This is a genomic window from Streptomyces sp. NPDC049915 (assembly GCF_040656475.1).
Taxonomy (GTDB): domain Bacteria; phylum Actinomycetota; class Actinomycetes; order Streptomycetales; family Streptomycetaceae; genus Streptomyces.
Genome location: NZ_JBFAMH010000012.1, coordinates 74,400 through 94,295, shown reverse-complemented (window position 1 = coordinate 94,295; position 19,896 = coordinate 74,400). Strand labels below are relative to the sequence as shown.

At 71.0% G+C, this 19,896-nt stretch carries 22 protein-coding genes and 2 pseudogenes; 11 read left to right on the top strand and 13 right to left on the bottom strand.

Features of this window, described 5'->3' with window-relative positions; all coding sequences use genetic code 11:
- Positions 1-30: 30 nt before the first annotated feature.
- From AB0J12_RS21985 to AB0J12_RS21950, 8 genes are all read right to left on the bottom strand, one after another.
- Positions 31-867, bottom strand: coding sequence for an undecaprenyl-diphosphate phosphatase (locus AB0J12_RS21985; RefSeq protein ID WP_363266021.1), 837 nt, complete (start codon positions 865-867; stop codon positions 31-33).
- A 75-nt stretch (positions 868-942) separates the two neighbouring features.
- A complete protein-coding gene (gene crcB, locus AB0J12_RS21980) occupies positions 943-1,317 on the bottom strand; it encodes a fluoride efflux transporter CrcB (protein ID WP_363266020.1) in 375 nt (124 codons plus the stop codon).
- On the bottom strand, positions 1,314-1,694 hold the full coding sequence (locus AB0J12_RS21975) for a DUF190 domain-containing protein (RefSeq protein ID WP_363266019.1): 381 nt from the start codon (positions 1,692-1,694) through the stop codon (positions 1,314-1,316). The genes crcB (AB0J12_RS21980) and AB0J12_RS21975 overlap by 4 nt, the downstream gene beginning before the upstream one ends.
- Complete coding sequence (gene crcB / locus AB0J12_RS21970; RefSeq protein ID WP_363266018.1) at positions 1,691-2,152, bottom strand: fluoride efflux transporter CrcB; 462 nt, start codon at positions 2,150-2,152, stop codon at positions 1,691-1,693. Before crcB (AB0J12_RS21970) ends, AB0J12_RS21975 begins: the two co-directional genes overlap by 4 nt.
- A gap of 71 nt (positions 2,153-2,223) precedes the next feature.
- Complete coding sequence (locus AB0J12_RS21965) at positions 2,224-3,189, bottom strand: SMP-30/gluconolactonase/LRE family protein (protein WP_363266017.1); 966 nt, start codon at positions 3,187-3,189, stop codon at positions 2,224-2,226.
- Positions 3,190-3,199: 10 nt separating this feature from the next.
- Entirely contained in the window at positions 3,200-3,481 is a 282-nt protein-coding gene (locus tag AB0J12_RS21960; protein WP_363266016.1) for a winged helix-turn-helix domain-containing protein, read from the bottom strand.
- Positions 3,482-3,687: 206 nt separating this feature from the next.
- Positions 3,688-5,247 carry a glycosyl hydrolase 53 family protein gene (locus AB0J12_RS21955; protein WP_363266015.1) on the bottom strand — a complete coding sequence of 520 codons (1,560 nt, stop codon included), beginning with the start codon at positions 5,245-5,247 and terminating at the stop codon, positions 3,688-3,690.
- A 121-nt stretch (positions 5,248-5,368) separates the two neighbouring features.
- Positions 5,369-7,390, bottom strand: a complete 2,022-nt coding sequence (locus tag AB0J12_RS21950) for a beta-galactosidase (protein WP_363266014.1) — start codon at positions 7,388-7,390, stop codon at positions 5,369-5,371.
- Positions 7,391-7,629: 239 nt separating this feature from the next.
- Here AB0J12_RS21950 and AB0J12_RS21945 point away from each other — a divergent pair, with 239 nt between their 5' ends.
- The 6 genes from AB0J12_RS21945 to AB0J12_RS21920 all read left to right on the top strand — a co-directional run bounded on the left by AB0J12_RS21945 (position 7,630) and on the right by AB0J12_RS21920 (position 12,863).
- The gene (locus AB0J12_RS21945; protein ID WP_363266013.1) at positions 7,630-8,952 is read left to right on the top strand and encodes an extracellular solute-binding protein; all 1,323 of its coding nucleotides are present in this window, start codon (positions 7,630-7,632) and stop codon (positions 8,950-8,952) included.
- Positions 8,949-9,875: a sugar ABC transporter permease gene (locus tag AB0J12_RS21940; protein ID WP_363266012.1), complete on the top strand. Its 927-nt coding sequence runs from the start codon at positions 8,949-8,951 to the stop codon at positions 9,873-9,875. Before AB0J12_RS21945 ends, AB0J12_RS21940 begins: the two co-directional genes overlap by 4 nt.
- The gene (locus AB0J12_RS21935) at positions 9,872-10,777 is read left to right on the top strand and encodes a carbohydrate ABC transporter permease (RefSeq protein ID WP_363266011.1); all 906 of its coding nucleotides are present in this window, start codon (positions 9,872-9,874) and stop codon (positions 10,775-10,777) included. Before AB0J12_RS21940 ends, AB0J12_RS21935 begins: the two co-directional genes overlap by 4 nt.
- Positions 10,774-11,805, top strand: a complete 1,032-nt coding sequence (locus tag AB0J12_RS21930; RefSeq protein WP_363266009.1) for a LacI family DNA-binding transcriptional regulator — start codon at positions 10,774-10,776, stop codon at positions 11,803-11,805. The genes AB0J12_RS21935 and AB0J12_RS21930 overlap by 4 nt, the downstream gene beginning before the upstream one ends.
- Positions 11,806-12,040: 235 nt before the next feature.
- Complete coding sequence (locus AB0J12_RS21925; protein WP_363266007.1) at positions 12,041-12,391, top strand: VOC family protein; 351 nt, start codon at positions 12,041-12,043, stop codon at positions 12,389-12,391.
- Positions 12,392-12,464: 73 nt separating this feature from the next.
- Positions 12,465-12,863 carry a MarR family transcriptional regulator gene (locus AB0J12_RS21920; RefSeq protein ID WP_363266006.1) on the top strand — a complete coding sequence of 133 codons (399 nt, stop codon included), beginning with the start codon at positions 12,465-12,467 and terminating at the stop codon, positions 12,861-12,863.
- Positions 12,864-12,879: 16 nt separating this feature from the next.
- Here AB0J12_RS21920 and AB0J12_RS21915 read toward each other — a convergent pair whose 3' ends face one another.
- Positions 12,880-13,281: an SseB family protein gene (locus AB0J12_RS21915; RefSeq protein WP_363266005.1), complete on the bottom strand. Its 402-nt coding sequence runs from the start codon at positions 13,279-13,281 to the stop codon at positions 12,880-12,882.
- 213 nt (positions 13,282-13,494) lie between these two features.
- Between AB0J12_RS21915 and AB0J12_RS21910 the strand changes: the two are divergent.
- Positions 13,495-13,743: pseudogene (locus AB0J12_RS21910) on the top strand (alpha/beta hydrolase); the annotation flags it as partial.
- 151 nt (positions 13,744-13,894) lie between these two features.
- The gene (locus AB0J12_RS21905) at positions 13,895-14,323 is read left to right on the top strand and encodes a VOC family protein (protein WP_363266004.1); all 429 of its coding nucleotides are present in this window, start codon (positions 13,895-13,897) and stop codon (positions 14,321-14,323) included.
- Here AB0J12_RS21905 and AB0J12_RS21900 read toward each other — a convergent pair.
- The 4 genes from AB0J12_RS21900 to AB0J12_RS21885 all read right to left on the bottom strand — a co-directional run bounded on the left by AB0J12_RS21900 (position 14,298) and on the right by AB0J12_RS21885 (position 18,673).
- Positions 14,298-14,966: an O-methyltransferase gene (locus AB0J12_RS21900; protein WP_363266003.1), complete on the bottom strand. Its 669-nt coding sequence runs from the start codon at positions 14,964-14,966 to the stop codon at positions 14,298-14,300. The two genes, AB0J12_RS21905 and AB0J12_RS21900, sit on opposite strands and share 26 nt — an antisense overlap.
- A gap of 280 nt (positions 14,967-15,246) precedes the next feature.
- Positions 15,247-17,466 carry a catalase/peroxidase HPI gene (gene katG / locus AB0J12_RS21895; protein ID WP_363266002.1) on the bottom strand — a complete coding sequence of 740 codons (2,220 nt, stop codon included), beginning with the start codon at positions 17,464-17,466 and terminating at the stop codon, positions 15,247-15,249.
- A gap of 32 nt (positions 17,467-17,498) precedes the next feature.
- A complete protein-coding gene (locus AB0J12_RS21890) occupies positions 17,499-17,933 on the bottom strand; it encodes a Fur family transcriptional regulator (RefSeq protein ID WP_363266001.1) in 435 nt (144 codons plus the stop codon).
- A 194-nt stretch (positions 17,934-18,127) separates the two neighbouring features.
- The gene (locus AB0J12_RS21885) at positions 18,128-18,673 is read right to left on the bottom strand and encodes a YciI family protein (RefSeq protein WP_363266000.1); all 546 of its coding nucleotides are present in this window, start codon (positions 18,671-18,673) and stop codon (positions 18,128-18,130) included.
- Between the two features lie 128 nt (positions 18,674-18,801).
- On the opposite strand from AB0J12_RS21885, the gene AB0J12_RS21880 reads away from it, so the two are divergent.
- The 3 genes and pseudogenes from AB0J12_RS21880 to AB0J12_RS21870 all read left to right on the top strand — a co-directional run bounded on the left by AB0J12_RS21880 (position 18,802) and on the right by AB0J12_RS21870 (position 19,895).
- Positions 18,802-19,155 (top strand): 5-carboxymethyl-2-hydroxymuconate delta isomerase, encoded by a 354-nt coding sequence (locus AB0J12_RS21880; protein WP_363265999.1) that lies wholly within the window; start codon positions 18,802-18,804, stop codon positions 19,153-19,155.
- A 49-nt stretch (positions 19,156-19,204) separates the two neighbouring features.
- Positions 19,205-19,459 (top strand): annotated as a pseudogene (locus AB0J12_RS21875) (DUF6882 domain-containing protein); the annotation flags it as partial.
- A gap of 58 nt (positions 19,460-19,517) precedes the next feature.
- Entirely contained in the window at positions 19,518-19,895 is a 378-nt protein-coding gene (locus AB0J12_RS21870; RefSeq protein WP_363266156.1) for a hypothetical protein, read from the top strand.
- Position 19,896 lies beyond the last annotated feature (1 nt).

Sequence of the window (19,896 nt, the reverse complement as noted above, 5' to 3'; positions counted from 1 at the left end):
GCCGGCTTTCCGTCCCCTTGCGGTGCGGGGTCAGGCGTCGAGCGCGCCCGTGGTGAGCAGGCCGAGCAGCAGCACGCCGACGACGAGACGGTAGATCACGAAGGCGTTGAAGGAGTGCTTGGCCACGAACTTCAGCAGCCAGGCGATGGAGGCGTAGGCCACGACGAAGGAGACGATCGTGCCGACGGCCAGCGGGGCCGCGCCGACGCCGGTGCCGAGCGCGTCCTTCAGCTCGTACAGGCCGGCGCCGGTCAGGGCCGGAATGCCGAGGAAGAAGGACAGGCGGGTGGCGGCGACCCGGTCCAGGTCGAGGATGAGCGCGGTGGACATGGTGGCACCGGAGCGGGAGAAGCCGGGGAAGAGCAGCGCGAGGATCTGCGAGCAGCCGACCAGCATCGCGTCCTTGAAGGAGGTGTCGTCCTCCCCGCGCTTGTGCCGGCCCATCTGGTCGGCCGCCCACATCACGCCACTGCCGACGATCAGTGACCCGGCCACCACCCACAGGGAGGCGAGCGGGCCCTCGATCAGCGGCTTGGCGGCCAGGCCCACGATCACGATGGGGACGGTCGCGGCGATCACCCACCAGGCGAACTTGTAGTCGTGGTGGTACCGCTCCTCCTTGTCGACCAGGCCGCGGCCCCAGGCGGAGACGATCCGCACGATGTCCTTGAAGAAGTACACGAGCACGGCGGCGATGGCGCCGACCTGGATGACGGCCGAGAACCCGACGACCGCGTTGTCGTCGACGGGGATGCCCATCAGCCCCTCGGTGATCTTGAGATGTCCGGTGGAGGAGACGGGGAGGAACTCGGTCACTCCCTCGACGGCTCCGAGGACGACGGCCTGGCCGACGCTGATGACGCTCATGGATTCCCGTTCTTGGAGGGGCAGGGGGTACAGGGGGGCGGGACAGTCTTACTACACGCGGGCTGGAGGCTGCGCCTACGGCCAGACAGCCTGAGCCAGCGCCACCCCGGCGAAGGCCGCACCCAGCCCGGCGGCCACGCTCCCGGCGACGTTGAGCGCCGCGTACAGACGGGCGCCGGTCTCCGTCAGACGCAGCGTCTCGTAGGAGAAGGTCGAGTACGTCGTCAGGACCCCGCACAGGCCCGTACCCAGCAGCAGCCGGACGTGGGAGTCCACGGCGCCCGCGGCCGCCGCTCCCGTCAGCAGTCCGAGGATCACACAGCCGACGACGTTGACCGCGAGGGTGCCCCAGGGGAAGACCGAGTCGTGCCGGGACTGCACCGCGCGGTCGGTGAGATAGCGCAAGGGCGCGCCGACCATGCCGCCGGCGACGACGAGCAGCCAGTTCACAACGACTTCTTACCCTTCCTGTCCGATTCGCCGGATTCGGCGCCGCGTCCGACGTACCGGATGACCTCGCAGTCGTCGAGGGTGACCAGTCCTTCGGTGACCAGTGCGTCCAACTGCGGAAGGAAGGCGCGGACGCGGTCCTCGGTGTCCACGATCACGATCGCGACCGGCAGGTCCTCGCTCAGCGACAGCAGCCGCGAGGTGTGGATCAGGGAGGAGGCGCCGAAGCCCTCGATGCCCTTGAAGACGCTGGCCCCGGCGAGACCGGCCGCGTGGGCGCGGTGCACGATCTCGGCGTACAGCGGCTTGTGGTGCCAGGTGTCCATCTCGCCGACGAAGACGGTCAGACGCAGGGCTCGTCCGGTCAGCCGGGTCATCGCTGCCTCCGGGTCAGGACGCGGCGGGTCGCCGTGGCGGCGAGCCACACCGCGGTGAGTGCCGCGAGCGGGGTCGCGGCGAGGTAGACCAGCGCGGTACGCGCGTGGCCGTGGTCGATGAGCTGCTGCACGTCGACGGCGTAGGTGGAGAAGGTGGTGAAGCCGCCCAGCACTCCGGTGCCGAAGAAGGGCCGCACCAGCTTGTGCGCGGCGAGGGCCTCGGTGATCAGGACCGTGAACACGCCCATCACCGCGCAGCCGGTGATGTTGATCCACAGCGTGGTCCACGGGAATCCGCCGCCGGCCGCGGGCCAGGCGAGCCCGGCGCCGTAGCGGGCGGCCGCTCCGCAGCCGCCACCGAGCGCGACCACCGCGACGACGGGCAGCTGACCGCGCCAGGCGGTCCGGTGCCGTGGGGCGGCGGGGATGCGGAGGCTCTCGGCTTCCGGGGCTGTCATGTCGTACGTCTCCTGCTCGCCGCGCGGGTGATCACGGCCGACACCAGCCTAGCGCCGGGACACGGCGCGGCTCACCCGCCGATGGGCGGGGCGCAGACCGCGACGCCCGGCTCCCACAGGCTGCCGAGGACCAGGTGACCGGCGGTCGTGCAGACGCTGGTGACCATGCGGAAGGCGGAGCGGCGGCTGGCGAGGTGATGGACGACACGGCCGTCGTCGTCGACGGCGAGGACGGCGGCGGTGCCGGTGGGGCGGAAGGGTGCGTGCACCGCTGCCCGCGCGGCGGCGCGGCGTGCCGCGGGGGCCGCACGGTGCAGGACGTCGAGAGCGGGGACGCGGGGGCCCGCCAGCGCGACCCACATCGGGCCGTCGGGGCCGGAGCGCCACAGGTTGTCGGGCATGCCGGGCAGGTTCTCGGCGAAGGGTCCGCTCTCACCGGCCCGCGGTCCGGTGAGCCAGTAGCGGGTCAGGCGACAGGCGCTGGTCTCGGCCAGCACCAGGAAGGTGCCGTCGGCGCTCAGGGCGAGACCGTTGGCGAAGCGCAGACCTTCCAGCACCACCTCGAAGGCGGTGCTCCCGGGCGCGAGGCGGAGCAGGCGGCCGGTGCGGGTGTCCTCGACGATGTCGGCAATCCAGTGGTGCAGGGGGTGGCGGCGGCTGGAGACGGTGACGAAGAGGCTGCCGTCGGGTCCGGCGACCACGTTGCTGGCGAAGCGCAGCCGCTCCCCCGCCACCTCGTCGGCCAGGACGCGTACGGTGCCGGCGGTGAGGTCGGCGCGCAGCAGTCCCCGTTCCGCGTCGCAGACGAGGAGGTCGCCGCCGGGGAGCAGTTCCAGCCCCAGCGGCCGGCCGCCTGTGTCGGCGAGGGTCTCGACGCGGGGCGGCGCCCCGGGGTCGGCCAGGCCGTCGAGGCGCAGGATGCGGCCGTCGGCCACGCCGGTGAGGATCCTGCCGCGCGGGTCGGCGATCACGTCCTCGGGGCCGTGACCGGGCAGGCGGACGTGGCGGATCGGGCGCAGAGTCGTGGGTCGGTCCATGCCGGCCGGGTCACCAGCCCTTCTCGAACATGCGGGCCACCTCGGCCATCCGTACCTCGTCCCGCCGGTAGTACGTGTGCGGTCCGGCCTGGTGGGCGCGCACCAGGCCGACGCGGGTCAGCAGGGCGAGATCGCACTGCAGGAGGCTCGGTGGCACGCCGAGGGCGACCGCGATCGCGTCCGCCGTGACGCCGCCGGGCGAAGGGTCCCCGTCCGACGGGAAGGGGGCGGGGGCGTGCTCGAGCCACTGCAGGATCTCCAGACGCCTCTCGCTGACGGGAGCCCTCACCATCGTGTCCCCCTCGGGTGGCTGAGCCGGGCCTCGTACCGCGCCTTCCCACTGTTCCCCGGTGTGAGCGCTCGTGCACCGCAGTCGGCGCGCATTGTCCGGGATGCGTCGGCCGGCGTCTTCGGCAGGGGCGGGAGTTGACGCACGGGCGGGGCCCGGCCGCCGTCGTGGTGGCCGGGCCCTGTGCGGTGCGCCGCGTCCGTGGGAGGTCAGCGGTGGCGGAACCAGGACATGGACGCCAGCGCCTTGTCGTCGTAGCCGAAGAGCGCCTGGTTCTCCCAGCCGTTGCCGGAGGAGGCGTCGGTGGGGTCCCAGCCGTTTCCGGTCACCGCGGTCCAGGTCGCCTCCCAGTAGAAGACGCCGAGGCCACGGCCGTTCGGGACGGCCTCCACGATATTCGCGACGGTGTTCATCCAGGCGGTCTGCCCGGCCACGCTCGCCGGGTAGCCGTTCACCAGCTCGCCGGTGGTGTCGATCTGGTTGGTCAGAGCGTCGTCGCTGTCGAGCCGGAAGGGGTAGGCCGTCTCGGCGACGAAGACCGGCTTGCCGTAGCGGGACGCGGCGTCGTCGAGGGTGGTCTGGAAGTCGGCAAGCGGGCCGTGCCAGTAGCCGTAGTACGACAGGCCGATCGCGTCGAACTTCACGCCGTTCGCGACGGCGCTGTCGAACCACCAGCGGGTGCCGGACAGGTCTCCGCCCTTGGCCAGGTGCAGGGCCACGAGGGTGGAGGGGTTGACTGCCTTGGCCGCGTTGTATCCACTGTTGAGCAGTCCGGCGAGCTGGGTCCAGTTGTCGGTGGAACCCTCGCTCCACAGCATGCCGCCATTGATCTCATTGCCCACCTGGACCATGTCGGCGGCGGTGCCCTGGGCCTTCAAGGCGTTCAAGACGTCGTACGTGTGGTGGTACACGTCCGTCTTGAGTTGACCGTAGGTGTGGCCCGCCCAGGCGGCCGGCTTGGTCTGGGCACCCGGGTCGGCCCAGGTGTCGGAGTAGTGGAAGTCGACCAGCAGCTTCATGCCGGCGGCCTGGACGCGCTTGGCCATGGCGAGCACGCGGGTCTTGTCGTTGTAGCCGTCGGCGGGGTTCACCCAGACCTTCAGGCGCGCGTAGCTCATGCCGGCGTTCTTCAGGATGGTGACCGCGTCCGAGGTCGTGCCGGAAGGGGTCCTGTACACGCCGCCGGACGCCTCGCTCTTGGCGAGGGAGGAGATGTCGGCGCCCTTGACGGACAGGCCGGTCGTGCCCGGCGTGAACGTCAGATCGTCAACGTTGATCCAGTTGCCCGCGTTCGCGTCACTGTTGATGCTGACCGTGCACTGGCTGCCGGTGACCTTGACCGGCGTGACGATCCTGATCCAGCCGCTGGAGGAGACGGGGAGGTCGGTGCGCTGCTCGGTGCCGCCGCAGTTCTTCAGGGCCAGGTAGGCGGTCTTCTGGCCGCCGCTGGAGCGGACCCAGGCGGTGAGGGTGTAGGACCCCTGGGCCAGGCCTGACAGGTACTGGTAGGTCTCCACCTTGTAGGCGGATGACGACCAGTGGCTGAGCCGGTAGCCACCGCTGCGGCCGCCGGCCTCGACGTAGCTCGCGCCGCTGTCGCCGTACTCCGACCAGCCGCTCGGGGTCGCGGTGCCGGTGCCGTCGGCCTCGAAGCCGCCGTTGGTGAGGGCCGGGGCCGCCTGCGCGCTCTGGGCGGGCAGGGCGGTGAGGGCGAGGCCCGCCACGAGCGGCAGCAGCACGGCCCTGATGGTGCGTCCGGGATGGAACATCGTCGTCCGTCGTCCCTTCGACGTGGGTGGGGACCTCCACGCCGGGCCTGGAAGCCCCGGGTGGAGGAGGAGACCCCTCCGCCCGTGGCTCTTCGGCTCGCACGGGCGGAGGGGGGTCGGTTCAGCCGTCGAGTCGTACGACCCGTACGGCTCCCGCGGGCACGGCCAGGAGGCCCGCGGCGCGCTCGCCGGTCAGCAGCTCGGTGCCGGGCGCGTCCAGCGGCACCTTGACGTCGGCGGCGGTGTGGTTGAGGGCGAACAGGTAGCTGCCCTGCTCACCGGTGCGCTGGACGACCTCGACGTCGCGCGGCAGGTCGGCTCGCACGGCGACGCCCGCGTCGTGGGCGGCCCGGCCGAGCAGTGCGTCCAGCCCCTCGGCGCCCAGGCGGGTGGAGACGTACCAGGCGATGCCCGCGCCGAGGCGGTGGCGGGTGATCGCGGGCCGGCCGGCGGTCAGGCCGTCGGCGTAGGTCCACACCGTCTCGGCGCCGCGCGGCACGACGAACTCCGTCCACACGTCGCCGCTCAGCTCCGAGCCGTCGGGGCCGGTGATCCGCACCCGCTCGCCCCGCAGCAGCGGCGAGAACTCCTCGACGGTCAGGCCGAGGGTGTCGCGCAGCACGCCGGGGCAGGCGCCCTCGTGGACGGCGTCGTGCGCGTCGACGATGCCGGAGAAGTACGACACGACCAGGGTGCCGCCCTGCTCGACGTACGCCCTCAGGTTGCGCCCGGCGGCCTCGGTCATCAGGTACAGGGCGGGCACGACGACCAGCGGGTAGCGCGTCAGGTCGGCTTCGGGGTGGGCGAAGTCGACGGTGAGGTGGCGGTCGTAGAGCGCCTCGTAGAAGGTGTCGGCCCGCTCGCGCGCGTCATGGTCCTCGCTGGGGCGCCAGTCGAGGTTCTGCGCCCACCAGGACTGCCAGTCCCACAGCATCGCCACGTCGGCCCGCGTTCGGGTGCCGCGGATCTCGCTCAACGACTTCAGGGATCCGCCCAGTTCGACGACCTCGCGCCACACGCGCGTGTCCGTGCCGCCGTGCGGGACCATGGCGGAGTGGAACTTCTCGGCGCCGCGCCGGGATTGCCGCCACTGGAAGAACATCGCGCCGTCGGAGCCGCGGGCCACGTGGCCGAGGGAATTGCGGGCCATCTGCCCGGGCGCCTTGGCGGTGTTGCGGGGCTGCCAGTTGACGCCGGAGGTGGAGTGCTCCAGCAGCAGCCAGGGGGCGCCGCCGGCGACGGAGCGGGTCAGGTCGGCGGCCATGGCGAGGTTGACGTGGGTGCGGCGGCCGTCGGTGATCAGGTAGTGGTCGTTGCTGACGAGGTCGACCTCGCGGCCCCAGGCCCAGTAGTCGACCGAGTCGCACTGGCTGAGCGCGGTCATGAAGTTGGTGGTGACCGGGACGCCGGGTGAAAGGCGGTGCAGGATGTCGCGCTCGGCGCGGAAGTTCTCCCGCATGGTGGCGTCGGCGAAGCGCCGGTAGTCCAGGGCCTGGGCGGGGTTGCCGACGGTCGCGGCCCGGCGCGGCGGGTTGATCTGGTCGAGGTCGGCGTAGCGCTGGCCCCAGAAGGCGGTGCCCCAGGCGTCGTTGACGGCGTCGATGGTGCCGTAGGTGTCGGTGAGCCAGCGGCGGAAGTGGGCGGCGCAGGAGTCGCAGTAGCAGGCGGAGACGGGGACGCCGTACTCGTTGTGCACGTGCCACATCGCCAGCGCCGGGTGGTCGCCGTAGCGTTCGGCGAGCTGGGTGGTGATGTTCGCGGCGGCGGCCCGGTAGTCGGCGTTGCTGTGGCAGATCGCGCCGCGGGAGCCGAACTCCAGGCGCAGCCCGTCGGCGGTGACCGGCAGGGCCTCGGGGTGGGCGCGGTAGAACCAGGCGGGCGGGACCACGGTGGGCGTGCCGAGGTCGACGCGGATGCCGCCAGCGTGCAGCAGGTCGATGACCCGGTCGAGCCAGCCGAAGTCGTACTCCCCCGGCGCGGGTTCCAGCAGGGCCCAGGAGAAGATGCCGGCGCTCACCAGGGTCACGCCGGCCTCGCGCATCAGCCGGACGTCCTCCTGCCAGACGGATTCCGGCCACTGCTCGGGGTTGTAGTCCCCGCCGAAGGCGAGCCGGGTGAGGCCCTTGGGGGTGGTGTCCGGCATGGATGTCTCCCGTGCGGTCGATCGTTTGGGAACGTGCACACACATTGACGGCGGTGCGAGCCCAACATAACCGCACAGTCTCAACCATTGACAAGTGTCCGGGATGTTTCTCTACTGTGAACGCTCACAGAAGCATGGCAGGGCCTCGCGACGGGCGAGAACCCAGGAAGCCGGCCTCTGCACACATCTGCATGGCAGGTCTCCGCGTCGAGCGGAGACCCAGGTCAGGGGAGAGATCCATGCCGTACACGAAGCGCCGCCGCCTCGTGACTTCCGCCGTCGCCGTCGCGCTCGGCGCCACCGCCCTCGCCGCCTGCGGCTCGTCCGACGACTCGAAGGGCGCCGCACAGTCCGGGCCCGTCTCGCTGACGTACTGGACCTGGACACCCGGTATGGACAAGGTCGTGGACCTGTGGAACAAGGGGCCGGGCAAGAAGCAGCAGATCTCCGTCACGGTGAAGAAGCAGGCGTCCGGCGACACGCTGGTCACCAAGATCCTCACCGCGCACAAGGCCGGCAAGGGCCCGGACCTGGTGCAGGCGGAGTACCAGGCACTGCCGACGCTCGTCAGCAATGACGCGCTGGCCGACATCGCGAAGAACGTGGGCGACGTCAAGGCCAAGTTCGCCGACGGGGTCTGGCAGCAGACGACGCTGGGCACGGACGCGGTGTACGCGATACCCCAGGACATCGGGCCGATGATGTTCTACTACCGCGCCGACCTGTTCAAGAGTTACGGCCTGACGGTCCCGGCCACCTGGGACGAGTTCGCGCAGACGGCCCGCGCGCTCAAGAAGAAGGCCCCCGGCAAGGCCCTGACCACCTTCTCCGCCAACGACTCCGGTCTCTTCGCGGGCCTCGCCCAGCAGGCCGGCGCCAAGTGGTGGACGACGTCCGGTGACCAGTGGAAGGTCGGCATCGACGACGCGGCGACACAGAAGGTCGCCACGTTCTGGGGCGGCCTCGTCAAGGAGGGCGCCGTCGACAACCAGCCGATGTACACCCCGGCCTGGAACAAGGCGTTGAACACCGGCAAGCAGATCGCCTGGGTCAGCGCGGTGTGGGCGCCGGGCACGCTGACCACGGCCGCGCCGGACACCAAGGGCAAGTGGGCCATGGCCCCGCTCCCCCAGTGGTCCAAGAGCGAGAACCGCACCGGCAGCTGGGGCGGCTCCTCCACCGCCGTCACCACGGACTCCAGGCACAAGGACGCCGCCGCCGCGTTCGCCGCCTGGCTGAACACCGACGCCGAGGCGCTCAACGCGCTGGCCAAGGAGAGCGGCATCTACCCGGCGTCCACGTCCGCCCAGCTCAGCGGCGCCTTCCAGAATCCGCCGGAGTTCTTCTCGAACCAGGTCGACTTCTACACCAAGGCCGCCGACATCGCCGAGACCACCGCGCCCTCCGCCTGGGGCCCGAACGTCAACGTCGCCTACACGTCCTTCAAGGACGCCTTCGGCGCCGCCGCCAAGAACAAGTCGGACTTCGTCGCCGCGCTGAAGAAGATGCAGGCGGACACGGTCGCCGACCTGAAGAAGCAGGGCTTCGAGGTCGGCCGGTGAGCACCACGGCACACCGGAGGTCGTACGGGGTCAGGTCGGCCCCGTACGGCTTCCTTCTCCCCGCGACGATCCTGTTCCTGCTGTTCTTCGCGCTGCCCATCGGCTACGCGGTCTGGCTCAGCTTCCGCAAGGTGCACGTCTCCGGGCTCGGTCTGGGGGCGCACGCGCGGCGGGAGGTCTGGGCGGGCCTGGAGAACTACACGGACGCGCTGACCGACAGCGAGCTGCTGCACGGCGCGCTCCGCGTGCTGGGCTACGGCTGCGTCGTCGTCCCGGTCATGCTCGGTCTCGCCCTGCTGTTCGCGCTGATGCTCGACTCCGAGAAGGTGCGCCTCGCGCCCTTCACCCGGCTCGCGATCTTCCTGCCGTACGCCATCCCCGGTGTCGTCGCGGCGCTGCTGTGGGGCTTCCTCTACCTTCCGGACGTCAGCCCGTTCTACTACGTGCTGCACAGGCTCGGCCTGCCGCAGCCGGACCTGCTGGACGGCGGTCCGCTCTACCTCGCCCTGTCCAACATCGCGGTCTGGGGCGGCACCGGCTTCAACATGATCGTCATCTACACCTCGCTGCGGGCCATCCCGGCCGAGGTGTACGAGGCGGCGAAGCTGGACGGCGCCACGCCGCTGCAGATCGCGCTGCGGATCAAGATCCCGATGGTGGCGCCGTCGCTGGTGCTCACCTTCTTCTTCTCGATCATCGCGACGCTGCAGGTGTTCAACGAACCGACCACGCTCAAGCCGCTCACCAACTCCGTCTCCACGACCTGGAGTCCGCTGATGAAGGTCTACCGGGACGCCTTCGGCTCCGGTGACATCTACGCGGCCGCCGCCGAAGCCGTGATCATCGCTCTGGCGACGCTGGTGCTGTCGTTCGGCTTCCTGCGGGCCGCGAACCGCCGCAACAAGCAGGAGGCGACCCGATGAGTTCCGTGGCCCTCCGCAAGGCCGCCCCGGCCGCCGGTACGACGCCGGGGACCGCCCAAGGGCCCCCGCTGCGCCGCCGGATCGCCCGGGTGCCGACGGCGACGCTGCTGCTGGGCGCGCTGTACTGCCTGCTGCCCGTCGCATGGGTGGTGATCGCCGCGACCAAGTCGGGCAAGGAGCTGTTCTCCACGTTCACCTTCCTGCCGGGCAGCGGTTTCGCCGACAACCTGCATGATCTGAACGCCTACCGCGACGGCGTGTACTGGGAGTGGATGGGCAACTCCGCCCTCTACGCGGGCGTCGGCGCCCTGCTGTCGACGGTCGTGTCCGCGTTCAGCGGCTACGCGCTGGCGACCTACCGCTTCCGCGGCCGCGAGACGGTGTTCAACATCCTGCTCGCCGGTGTGCTGATGCCGCCGGTGATCCTCGCCGTGCCGCAGTACCTGCTGCTGGCGAAGGCGAACCTGACCGACTCCTACCTGTCGGTCCTGCTGCCGCAGATCCTCTCGCCGTACGGCGTCTATCTGTCGCGTATCTACGCAGCCGCCGCGGTCCCGGCGGACGTGGTGGAGGCCGGCCGGATGGACGGGGCGAGCGAGTGGCGGATCTTCACCCGGATCGCGCTGCCGATGATGATCCCCGGCATGGTGACGGTGTTCCTGTTCCAGTTCGTGGCGGTGTGGAACAACTTCCTGCTGCCGTACATCATGCTCAGCGACGACGAGAGGTTCCCGATCACGCTCGGTCTGTACACGCTGCTGGAGCAGGGCTCCAACCAGCCCGCGCTGTACACGCTGGTGATCACGGGCGCGTTCCTCGCGGTGCTGCCGCTGGTCGCCCTGTTCCTGGTCATCCAGCGGTTCTGGAGCCTGGACCTGCTCTCCGGGGCCGTAAAGTCATGACCATGAGTACATCGGGGGGCCGACGCAGGCCGCCGACGATCCACGACGTGGCGCGCGAGGCGGGAGTCTCGCGCGGCACCGTCTCGCGCGTGCTCAACGGCGGCCACTACGTCAGTCCCGCCGCGCAGGAAGCGGTCAACGCGGCCATCCGCAAGACCGGTTACGTGGTGAACCGGCACGCGCGCTCACTGATCACCGGACGGTCGGACTCCGTCGGCTTCCTGCTCACCGAGCCGCAGGAGCGGTTCTTCGAGGATCCCAACTTCAACGTCCTGCTGCGCGGTTGCACCCAGGCGCTGGCCGCGCACGACGTCCCGCTGCTGCTGATGCTGGCGGGCAACGAGGACGAGCGGCGGCGCATCACGCGGTACATCACCGCCGGGCACGTCGACGGAGTGTTGCTGGTCTCCAGCCACTCCGGCGACCCGGTCGCCCAGGAGCTGCGCGAGGCGGGCGTGCCGCTCGTGGCGTGCGGCAAGCCGATCGGCCTGGCGTCGAAGGTGAGCTACGTGGCCGCCGACGACCGGGACGGCGCCCGGGACATGGTGCGGCACCTGCTCTCCCTCGGGCGGCGCCGGATCGGCACGGTCACCGGTCCGCTGGACACCCCGGGCGGAGTCGAACGGCTCGCCGGGTACCGGGAGGTGCTCACCGAGGCGGGTATCGCGATCGACGAGCGGCTGATCGCCTCCGGCGACTACAGCCGGGCCAGCGGTGAGGACGCCGCCGAGCGGCTGCTGGAGCGGGCGCCCGATGTGGACGCCGTCTTCGTCGCGTCCGATCTGATGGCGCAGGGCGTGCTGACCGCCCTGCACCGGGCCGGGCGCCGGGTGCCCGAGGACGTGGCGGTGGGCGGCTTCGACGACTCGCCCGCCGCGCTGTCCGCCAGCCCGGAGCTGACGACCATACGGCAGCCGTGGGACCGGATCAGCGCCGAGATGGTCCGGGTCCTGCTCGCCCAGATCGGCGGCGAGGACCCGGCTGCGGTGATCCTGCCGACGGAACTGGTCAAGCGCGCCTCTGCGTGAGGGGGCGGGGCGGGGCGGTGCTCGGATGACGCGCCACGGCGGTCGTTCGCCCGTACGGCCGTCCGCGTCGACGTCACCCCGCCGTCGTACACCGCCGGAGGCCCCGCACACCGTGCGCGGCGGCCCTGGGGCCCCGACCGGTCAGGATCGAAGAAGCCACAACCCTCCGTGCCGTCCTAGCGTGGGTGCACCGACGGAAAACCGTCGGGTCCCGCCCTTTCGAGGAGTGAGTGCCATGACCGCCGGTGTGCAGACGATCATCTACCCCGTCAAGGACAAGGACCGGGCCAAGGCCGTGTTCGCGGCCCTGCTCGGCGTCGAGCCGTACGTCGACGAGCCCTACTACGTCGGTTTCAAGGCCGAGGGCCAGGACGTGGGACTCGACCCGAACGGGCACGCCCAGGGCCTGACCGGACCGGTGCCGTTCTGGCACGTCACCGACCTGCGGGAGCGGCTCGCGGCTCTGCTGGCGGCGGGCGCGGAGGTGGTCCAGGACGTGCGCGACGTCGGCAACGGCCGGCTGATCGTCTCCGTGAAGGACCCCGACGGCAACCTGGTGGGGCTGCTCCAGGACCCGGTGTCCTGAGGGGCGTACGACCCGATGCGCCTGCACTAGTTGCATAGTCAACAAATGGACCGATTCGGTGTACCGTGCGGGTATGGCAGCGAAGACGGCCGAGGCCCGGCTCGAGGAGCGGTGGCGGGACATCCTGTCCGTGCACGCCCGCACGATGTGCGAGATCGACCGGGCCCTGCACCCGCACGGGCTGGGCGCCAGCGATTTCGAGGTGCTCGACATTCTGGCGAACGCCTCGAACGGCCCGGACGACCAGTGCCGGGTGCAGAACCTGGTCGGACAGGTGCATCTCAGCCAGAGCGCGCTGTCCCGCCTCATCGGCCGCCTGGAGAAGGACGGCCTGATCGAGCGCTCGGTGTGCGCCGAGGACCGGCGAGGCGTGTGGGTCGCCCTCACCGACAAGGGCCGCCAACTGCACACGCAGGTGCAACCGCTCCAGCGGGAGGTGCTGGAGCGGATGCTCGGCGGCCGGCCCGCTTGAGGTTCTGGTCCTGCTCCTACGGCCGGACCAGCAGAGTGCGTACGCCTTCCGAGGTGAGCGTCAGCGGGTGCGACGAGCCCGCGTCGATGGTGAGCGACAGGTCGTCCGCGGGCCACTGGGCGGCCAGCGCGCCGAGCGGCACCAGGCGGTAGCGCGAGATGTAGGGCAGGAGGTCGGCCATCGCCGGCTCCGAGGTGAAGACCGGGACCACCGGGTTCCCGCCCGGCTGCTCCAGCACCGGCAGGGCCACGGCGGAGGGGTTCGTGGCGTCCTCTTCGGCGACGTCGTCGGGCACGGGCACGAGCACGTCGCTGTGCGCCAGGGTGTCCAGCGCCGCGGTGTCCTCGGTGTTCTGGGCGAGTGCGTCCAATGCGCGCTGCGCGGGCGTGGCGGTGTTGTCGTTCTCGGGTGTGTCCATGGTGTCTTCCCTGGTAGCGGCGGTCGTACGGGCCGTTTTCGGTGACGGCTCCCGGGCACGGTCTGGCCACGCGTACCCCTGCCGGACGCGGTCATTCCCCCTGTCGGCGATCGATCCACGCCGCGGTGTGGTGGGGCGGCCGGCACGTCCAGCGGTGGCGTGAGCGTCTGCCTGCCGTGCGGGTGACCGCGACGGCCGCCACGCCTACGGCTCGCCGACGCGCGCGCAGTCTCGCCGCCGTACGCCGGCGACCTGAGCGGGCCGGCCCCGGCGCCGCCCGGCGCGGTGACCGATCACGGGTGCCGCTACGCCGAGCGGCTGGAGGAGGCCGGGACCTCCGTGCGGCTCACCGAATACCCGGGCGCCCGGCACGCGCCCCTCAGCATGCCGGGCGTGGAGCAGCAGGCCGAGCCCGCGCGGGCCGAGATCCGCGACCACCTCCGGGCCGCCCTCGGGACGTGACGGACTGCCCGGATGTCCATGGCGTGACTGAAACCGCCGCATGGACACGCGCGTTCGATTGCGGTCGGCTAGCATCGCCGACGGCATCGCGTGCCGGTCACCGGCCGGGTGGGGCATGGAGGTGCCGGGAGATGCCTGCTGGAGGCATTCCTTGTCCATCGAGCTGAATCACACCATCGTCCACGCACGGGACAAGCGGGAGTCCGCCGAGTTCTTCGCCGAGTTGCTGGGGCTCGAGATCGCCGGGGAGTGGGGCCCGTTCGTCGCGGTCCGCCTCGCCAACGGCGTGACGCTGGACTTCGCCACCGCTCCCGCGGAGCGGATCACGCCGCAGCACTACGCCTTCCTCGACTCCGAGAAGGAGTTCGACGCGGCGTACGCGAAGATCACCGAGCGCGGCATCGAGCACTGGGCCGATCCGCACCAGCAGCAGCCGGACACGATCAACCGCAACGACGGCGGCCGCGGGGTGTACTTCCTGGACCCCGCGGGGCACGCCCTGGAACTGATCACGGTCCCCTACGGCGGCTGGCCGGCCGCCCAGGACCTGCCGGTCACTCGGTCACGACCGCCAGCGTGAACCCGTCGTAGCCCTTCTCGCCGACGGTCTGCAGGGTCGTGGCGGTCAGCCGGGGGTGGGCGGCGATCAGTTCGGTGAAGCGCCGCACGCCCTGGACGCGCGGGTCGGAGCTGTGGGGTTCGGTGACGGCTCCCTCCCGTACGACGTTGTCGCCGACGATGACGCTGCCCGGGCGGGTGAGTCGCAGGGCCCACTCCAGGTAGCCGGGGTTGGAGGGCTTGTCGGCGTCGATGAAGACGAGGTCGAAGGGGCCCTCCCCCTCCTCCGCGAGCCGCGGCAGGGTGTCCAGGGCGACGCCGAGACGGATGTCGACGATGTGGTCGAGCCCGGCGCGGGCCACATTGGCGGCGGCGACAGCGGCGCACTGCTCGTCGGCCTCCAGGGTCACCAGGCGTCCGTCCGCGGGCAGGGCGCGGGCGAGCCAGATCGTGCTGTAGCCGGCGAGCGTGCCGATCTCCAGGACCTTGCGGGCACCGCGGATCCGCGCGAGCAGGTGCAGCAACTTGCCCTGGTTGGGCGCCACTTGAATGGCGGGCAGCTGCGCCGCGTCGGCATCGGCCACGGCCGCGCGCAGGACGGCGTCCTCCTCCACGAGCAGGTCGTTGAAGTAGGCGTCGACGGCGGTCCAGGTTTCCTGGGACACGGCGGGCTCCCTTGCAACTCGAATCGAGTGAGTTTCCAAAGGGAACTTACTACGGCCGACGCGCTCCACCGAATGCCATGAAGGCGCCGCTTCCCGCCAGCCTCGGTCAACTCCGGCGCGCGGGAGGCGGTTTCCCGCCACACGGAAAGGGCAGGTGGGGCGCCGGGCACCCCGGACCGGACCAGGCACCGCAAGCACCGGACGGGCCCCGCCGCCGGCCGTACAGCAGTCCGGGCCGGCCCACGAGGGCCGGCCCGGACTGTGCGTGCTCAGGGGCGGATCAGATCAGGTCGAACCGGTCCAGGTTCATGACCTTGTCCCACGCCGCGACGAAGTCCTGGACGAACTTCTCCTTCGCGTCGTCGCTCGCGTAGACCTCCGCCAGCGCGCGCAGCTCGGAGTTCGAGCCGAAGACGAGGTCGGCGCGGCTGCCGGCCCACTTCAGCTCGCCCGTGGCCGCGTCACGGCCCTCGAACGTGGTCTGGTCCTCGCTGGTCGACTTCCACGTCGTACCCAGGTCGAGCAGGTTGACGAAGAAGTCGTTCGTCAGGGCCCCCGGCGTCTTGGTGAAGACACCGAGCTGCGACTGCTGGTGGTTGGCGCCCAGCACGCGCAGGCCGCCGACGAGGACCGTCATCTCGGGGGCGCTCAGGGTGAGCAGGTTGGCGCGGTCGAGCAGCAGGTACTCGGCCGGCAGCCGGTTGCCCTTGCCGAGGTAGTTGCGGAAGCCGTCCGCGGTCGGCTCCAGCGCCTCGAACGACTCGACGTCGGTGTGGTCCTCGGCCGCGTCGACGCGGCCCGGGGTGAAGGGCACCTCGATGTCGAACCCGGCGTCCTTGGCGGCCTTCTCCACGGCGGCGCAGCCACCGAGCACGATCAAGTCGGCCAGGGAGACCTTGCGGGCGGAGCCGGAGTTGAACTCCTGCTGGACGCCCTCGAGGGTACGCAGCACCAGCGCGAGCTGGTCGGGGTCGTTGGCCTCCCAGCCGCGCTGCGGTGCGAGGCGGATGCGGGCACCGTTGGCGCCGCCGCGCTTGTCGCTGCCGCGGAACGTCGAGGCCGACGCCCACGCGGTGGTGACCAGCTGCGACACGGTCAGACCCGAGTCGAGGAGCTTGGCCTTGAGGGCCGCGACGTCGGCGGCGCCGATGGGCTCGCCCTCGGCCTGGGGCAGCGGGTCCTGCCACAGCAGGGTCTCCGCCGGGACCTCCGGGCCGAGGTACAGCGCCTTCGGGCCCATGTCGCGGTGGGTCAGCTTGTACCAGGCGCGGGCGAAGGCGTCCGCGAACTCCTGCGGGTTCTCGTAGAACCGGCGGGAGATCGGCCCGTAGATCGGGTCGAAGCGCAGCGACAGGTCGGTGGTGAGCATCGTCGGGCGGTGCTTCTTCGACGCATCGTGCGCGTCCGGGACGATCTCCGGGGCGTCCTTGGCCACCCACTGCTTCGCACCGGCCGGGGACTCGGTCAGCTCGTACTCGTACTCGAACAGGTTCTTGAAGAACCCGTTGCTCCACTGCGTCGGGGTGGTGGTCCAGGTGACCTCCAGGCCCGAGGTGATGGTGTCGCCGCCCTTGCCGGTGCCGTACGTCGACTTCCAGCCGAGGCCCTGCTCCTCCATGGACGCGGCCTCGGGGTCGTTGCCCACGTGGTCGGCCGGGCCGGCGCCGTGAGTCTTGCCGAAGGTGTGACCGCCGGCGATCAGCGCGACGGTCTCCTCGTCGTTCATCGCCATGCGGCGGAACGTCTCACGGATGTCGCGGGCCGCGGCGAGCGGGTCCGGGTTGCCGTTGGGGCCCTCGGGGTTGACGTAGATCAGGCCCATCTGCACCGCGCCGAGCGGGTTCTCCAGCTCGCGGTCACCGCTGTAGCGCTCGTCGCCCAGCCAGGTGGTCTCGGGACCCCAGTAGACGTCCTCCTCGGCTTCCCAGACGTCCGCGCGGCCGCCGCCGAAGCCGAAGGTCTCGAATCCCATCGTCTCCAGCGCGACGTTGCCGGTGAGGACGAGCAGGTCGGCCCAGGACAGGCTCTTGCCGTACTTCTTCTTCACCGGCCACAGCAGACGGCGGGCCTTGTCCAGGTTGGCGTTGTCCGGCCAGCTGTTGAGCGGGGCGAAGCGCTGCTGACCGGCACCGGCGCCGCCGCGGCCGTCACTGATGCGGTAGGTGCCGGCGCTGTGCCAGGCCATACGGACCATGAGCGGGCCGTAGTGACCGAAGTCGGCCGGCCACCAGTCCTGCGAGGTGGTGAGCACCTCGGCGATGTCCCGCTTCACCGCGGCCAGGTCCAGGCTCTGGAACGCCTCGGCGTAGTCGAAGTCCTCACCGAGCGGGTTGGCCACGGCGGGGTTCTTGGCAAGGATCTTCAGATTGAGCCGCTCAGGCCACCACTGGCGGTTGCCACCGCCCTGCGTGGGATGCGGGGCGCGTCCGTGCGCGACGGGGCAGCCACCCGTGCCCTCGGTCTTGGGGTCGGTGACGATTGCGTCAGGGTTCTCGGACATTCGGGTCCTTCCGAACTAAGCGGATCGTGGTGCTAACTGCGTGCGGTGGAGCAGTCGGGGCACAGGCCCCAGTAGACGACCTCGGCCTCGTCGATGACGAAGCCGTGGTCGTCGGAGGCGGTCAGGCAGGGCGCCTCACCGACCCCGCAGTCCACGTCGGCGACGGTCCCGCAGGAACGGCACACGACGTGGTGGTGGTTGTCCCCCACCCTCCCCTCGAACCGGGCCGGACTGCCGGCCGGTTCGATACGGCGTATGAGCCCGGCCGCGGTGAGCGCGTGCAGGGCCTCGTAGACGGCCTGGACGGAGATGTGGCCCACGCGGGCGCGCACGCCGCCGGCGATCCCCTCGACATCGAGGTGGTCGCCTGCACGGACGGTTTCGAGGAGGGCCACACGGGCGGCCGTGACGCGCAGGCCGGCACCGCGCAGCTCCTCGGCAACGGTCGGAGACCGGGATGCGCTCATGGCGGCAACCTACTCCGCCAAACACGAGAGGTACAGAAAAACGAACGATTCAATTTTGTGGCGCGGGTACAGGGACGGTTTCGGCTCGTGTGACGGCAGTTGTACGACGCGCACGGCGCCCGACCGAGGACGGACCGCCCGGCTTCCCCCCCTCGGCGCACCCCCCGCCGACCGCGCCGCGCGTCGCGACCGGCCTACCTGCGGCCGCCCGGCTCCCAGGAGTGGACCTCGATGGCGGTGTACCGGTCGGCGGTGAGGACGGTGCGGGCCGTGTCGGCGTCCGGGGCGCGGACCAGTGCCGCCGTGCCCAGCCAGAGGGTGCCGTCGTCGGACAGCAGCGGGCCGTAGGCGACGAGGCGGTCCCGGTCGGGCGGTGGTACGTCCTCGTCGGCCGCCCGGCCGGAGCCGAACCCGAGCACCAGGTGGCCGTCTTCGTCGACCGGACCGCCGGGGAACTCCCACATCGTGCGCCCGAGCATGTTGCGCCACCGGCGCAGCAGCACGTCCCGGTAGACGCCCGCCCGCTGGTTGGGCTCGTCGAAGGCGAACGCGCGGGCGGCGGCCACATCGGGCAGGTCGACGATGTGCACGCTCCCACTGGGCACGTCGCCGCAGAAGGTGGGACCGCGCGCGATCAGTTCCTTCTCGTACCCGTCCATGTAGGACCAGTGCTCCTCCCTCAGTTCGAGGCGCAGTGGAAGGGAGCCCGGCCGGTCGCGGTGGTGGACGAAGAATTCCATGGCGGCAGTGTTCACGAGCCGGCGTGGGCATGAAACCCGGTTTCCCGGAGGGCCCCTGTGCCGTCGGTCCGAGAGGGTGCGCGAAAATAGTTGCCTGAAGTAACCAGCAGTCGCGCGAAGGGCTCGCAGTGCCGCACATCACCATCGACTATTCCTCGCAGCTGGACGGCTCCTTCGACCGGGAGACCCTCGTGAAGGAACTGCACACGACCGTGATCGCCGACTCCGGCTCGACGGGGGTCTGCAAGACGTTCCTGCGCCCGGCGCAGACATACGTCGGCGACCGGGCGCCCGGGGAGTCGCTCTTCGTCCACGCGGAGGTGGGTCTGCTGCCCGGCCGCTCCGAGGCGCTGAAGGCACGGCTCGCCGAGAGCGTCCTGGCGATCCTCAGCCGGCATCTTCCGGGCCCCGAGCAGGTGGTCTGCTCCGTCGAAGTACGGGACCTGGCCGACTCGTACCGTCTGTCCCTTCGGCCCGCGTGACCGGGGACCTCCACGAGGGTGCGTCACAGCCGGCGCCTACGCTCGGGGCATGGTGAGTGAATTCAGCGACGCGTTCCTCCTGGAGGCCGAACGGCACGCCGCCTGGGGCGCGGCCCAGCTCGAGGCCATGAACGCGTTCCTGCCCGAGGCCCCGTGGACTGCCGATCTCGAGGCCTGCCGCTACCGGCAGGGGGATGTCGAGCTGCGCGTGGCCGTGCTCGGCACCTATGACACGGACGAACAGTCCTGGATGTGGGGATGGGCGAACCCGGGACTGGAAGGCACCGAGGCGGTCGCGCTCACCGGCGCGGTGGAGCGTTACGGGCGCGCCCACGGCATCCCAGAACTGACCGAATCCGTACTTGCACTTGTCCGGCTTCCCGGACCCGCGGCACGCGGCGGAGATGCTCGCCTTCACCGGCATGGGGGTGGCCGAGGCCCTCGGGTACATCGGCGTCGCGGCGGGACCGGCGACGCGGGTCTATTTCCTTCCCGACGATCCGCGGGTGCCGCGCGCCGGTCTCGACCCGGTGACGCTGCCGCGGACCCTGCTCACGGGCGCGGGCCTGATCGGCCGTTCGGCCCGGCACGTGGTCGGCGGGTACTTCGACCACCACGACGTACCTCAGCGCGCTGAGGACGACCGGATCATGGCCGGCCTGCCCGGCGGCAGCGCGGCCGAGGTCCGCTTCGACGCCGTGGGCCGGATCGGGGCCGTGGAGGTGAAGGTCCTGCCGTAGC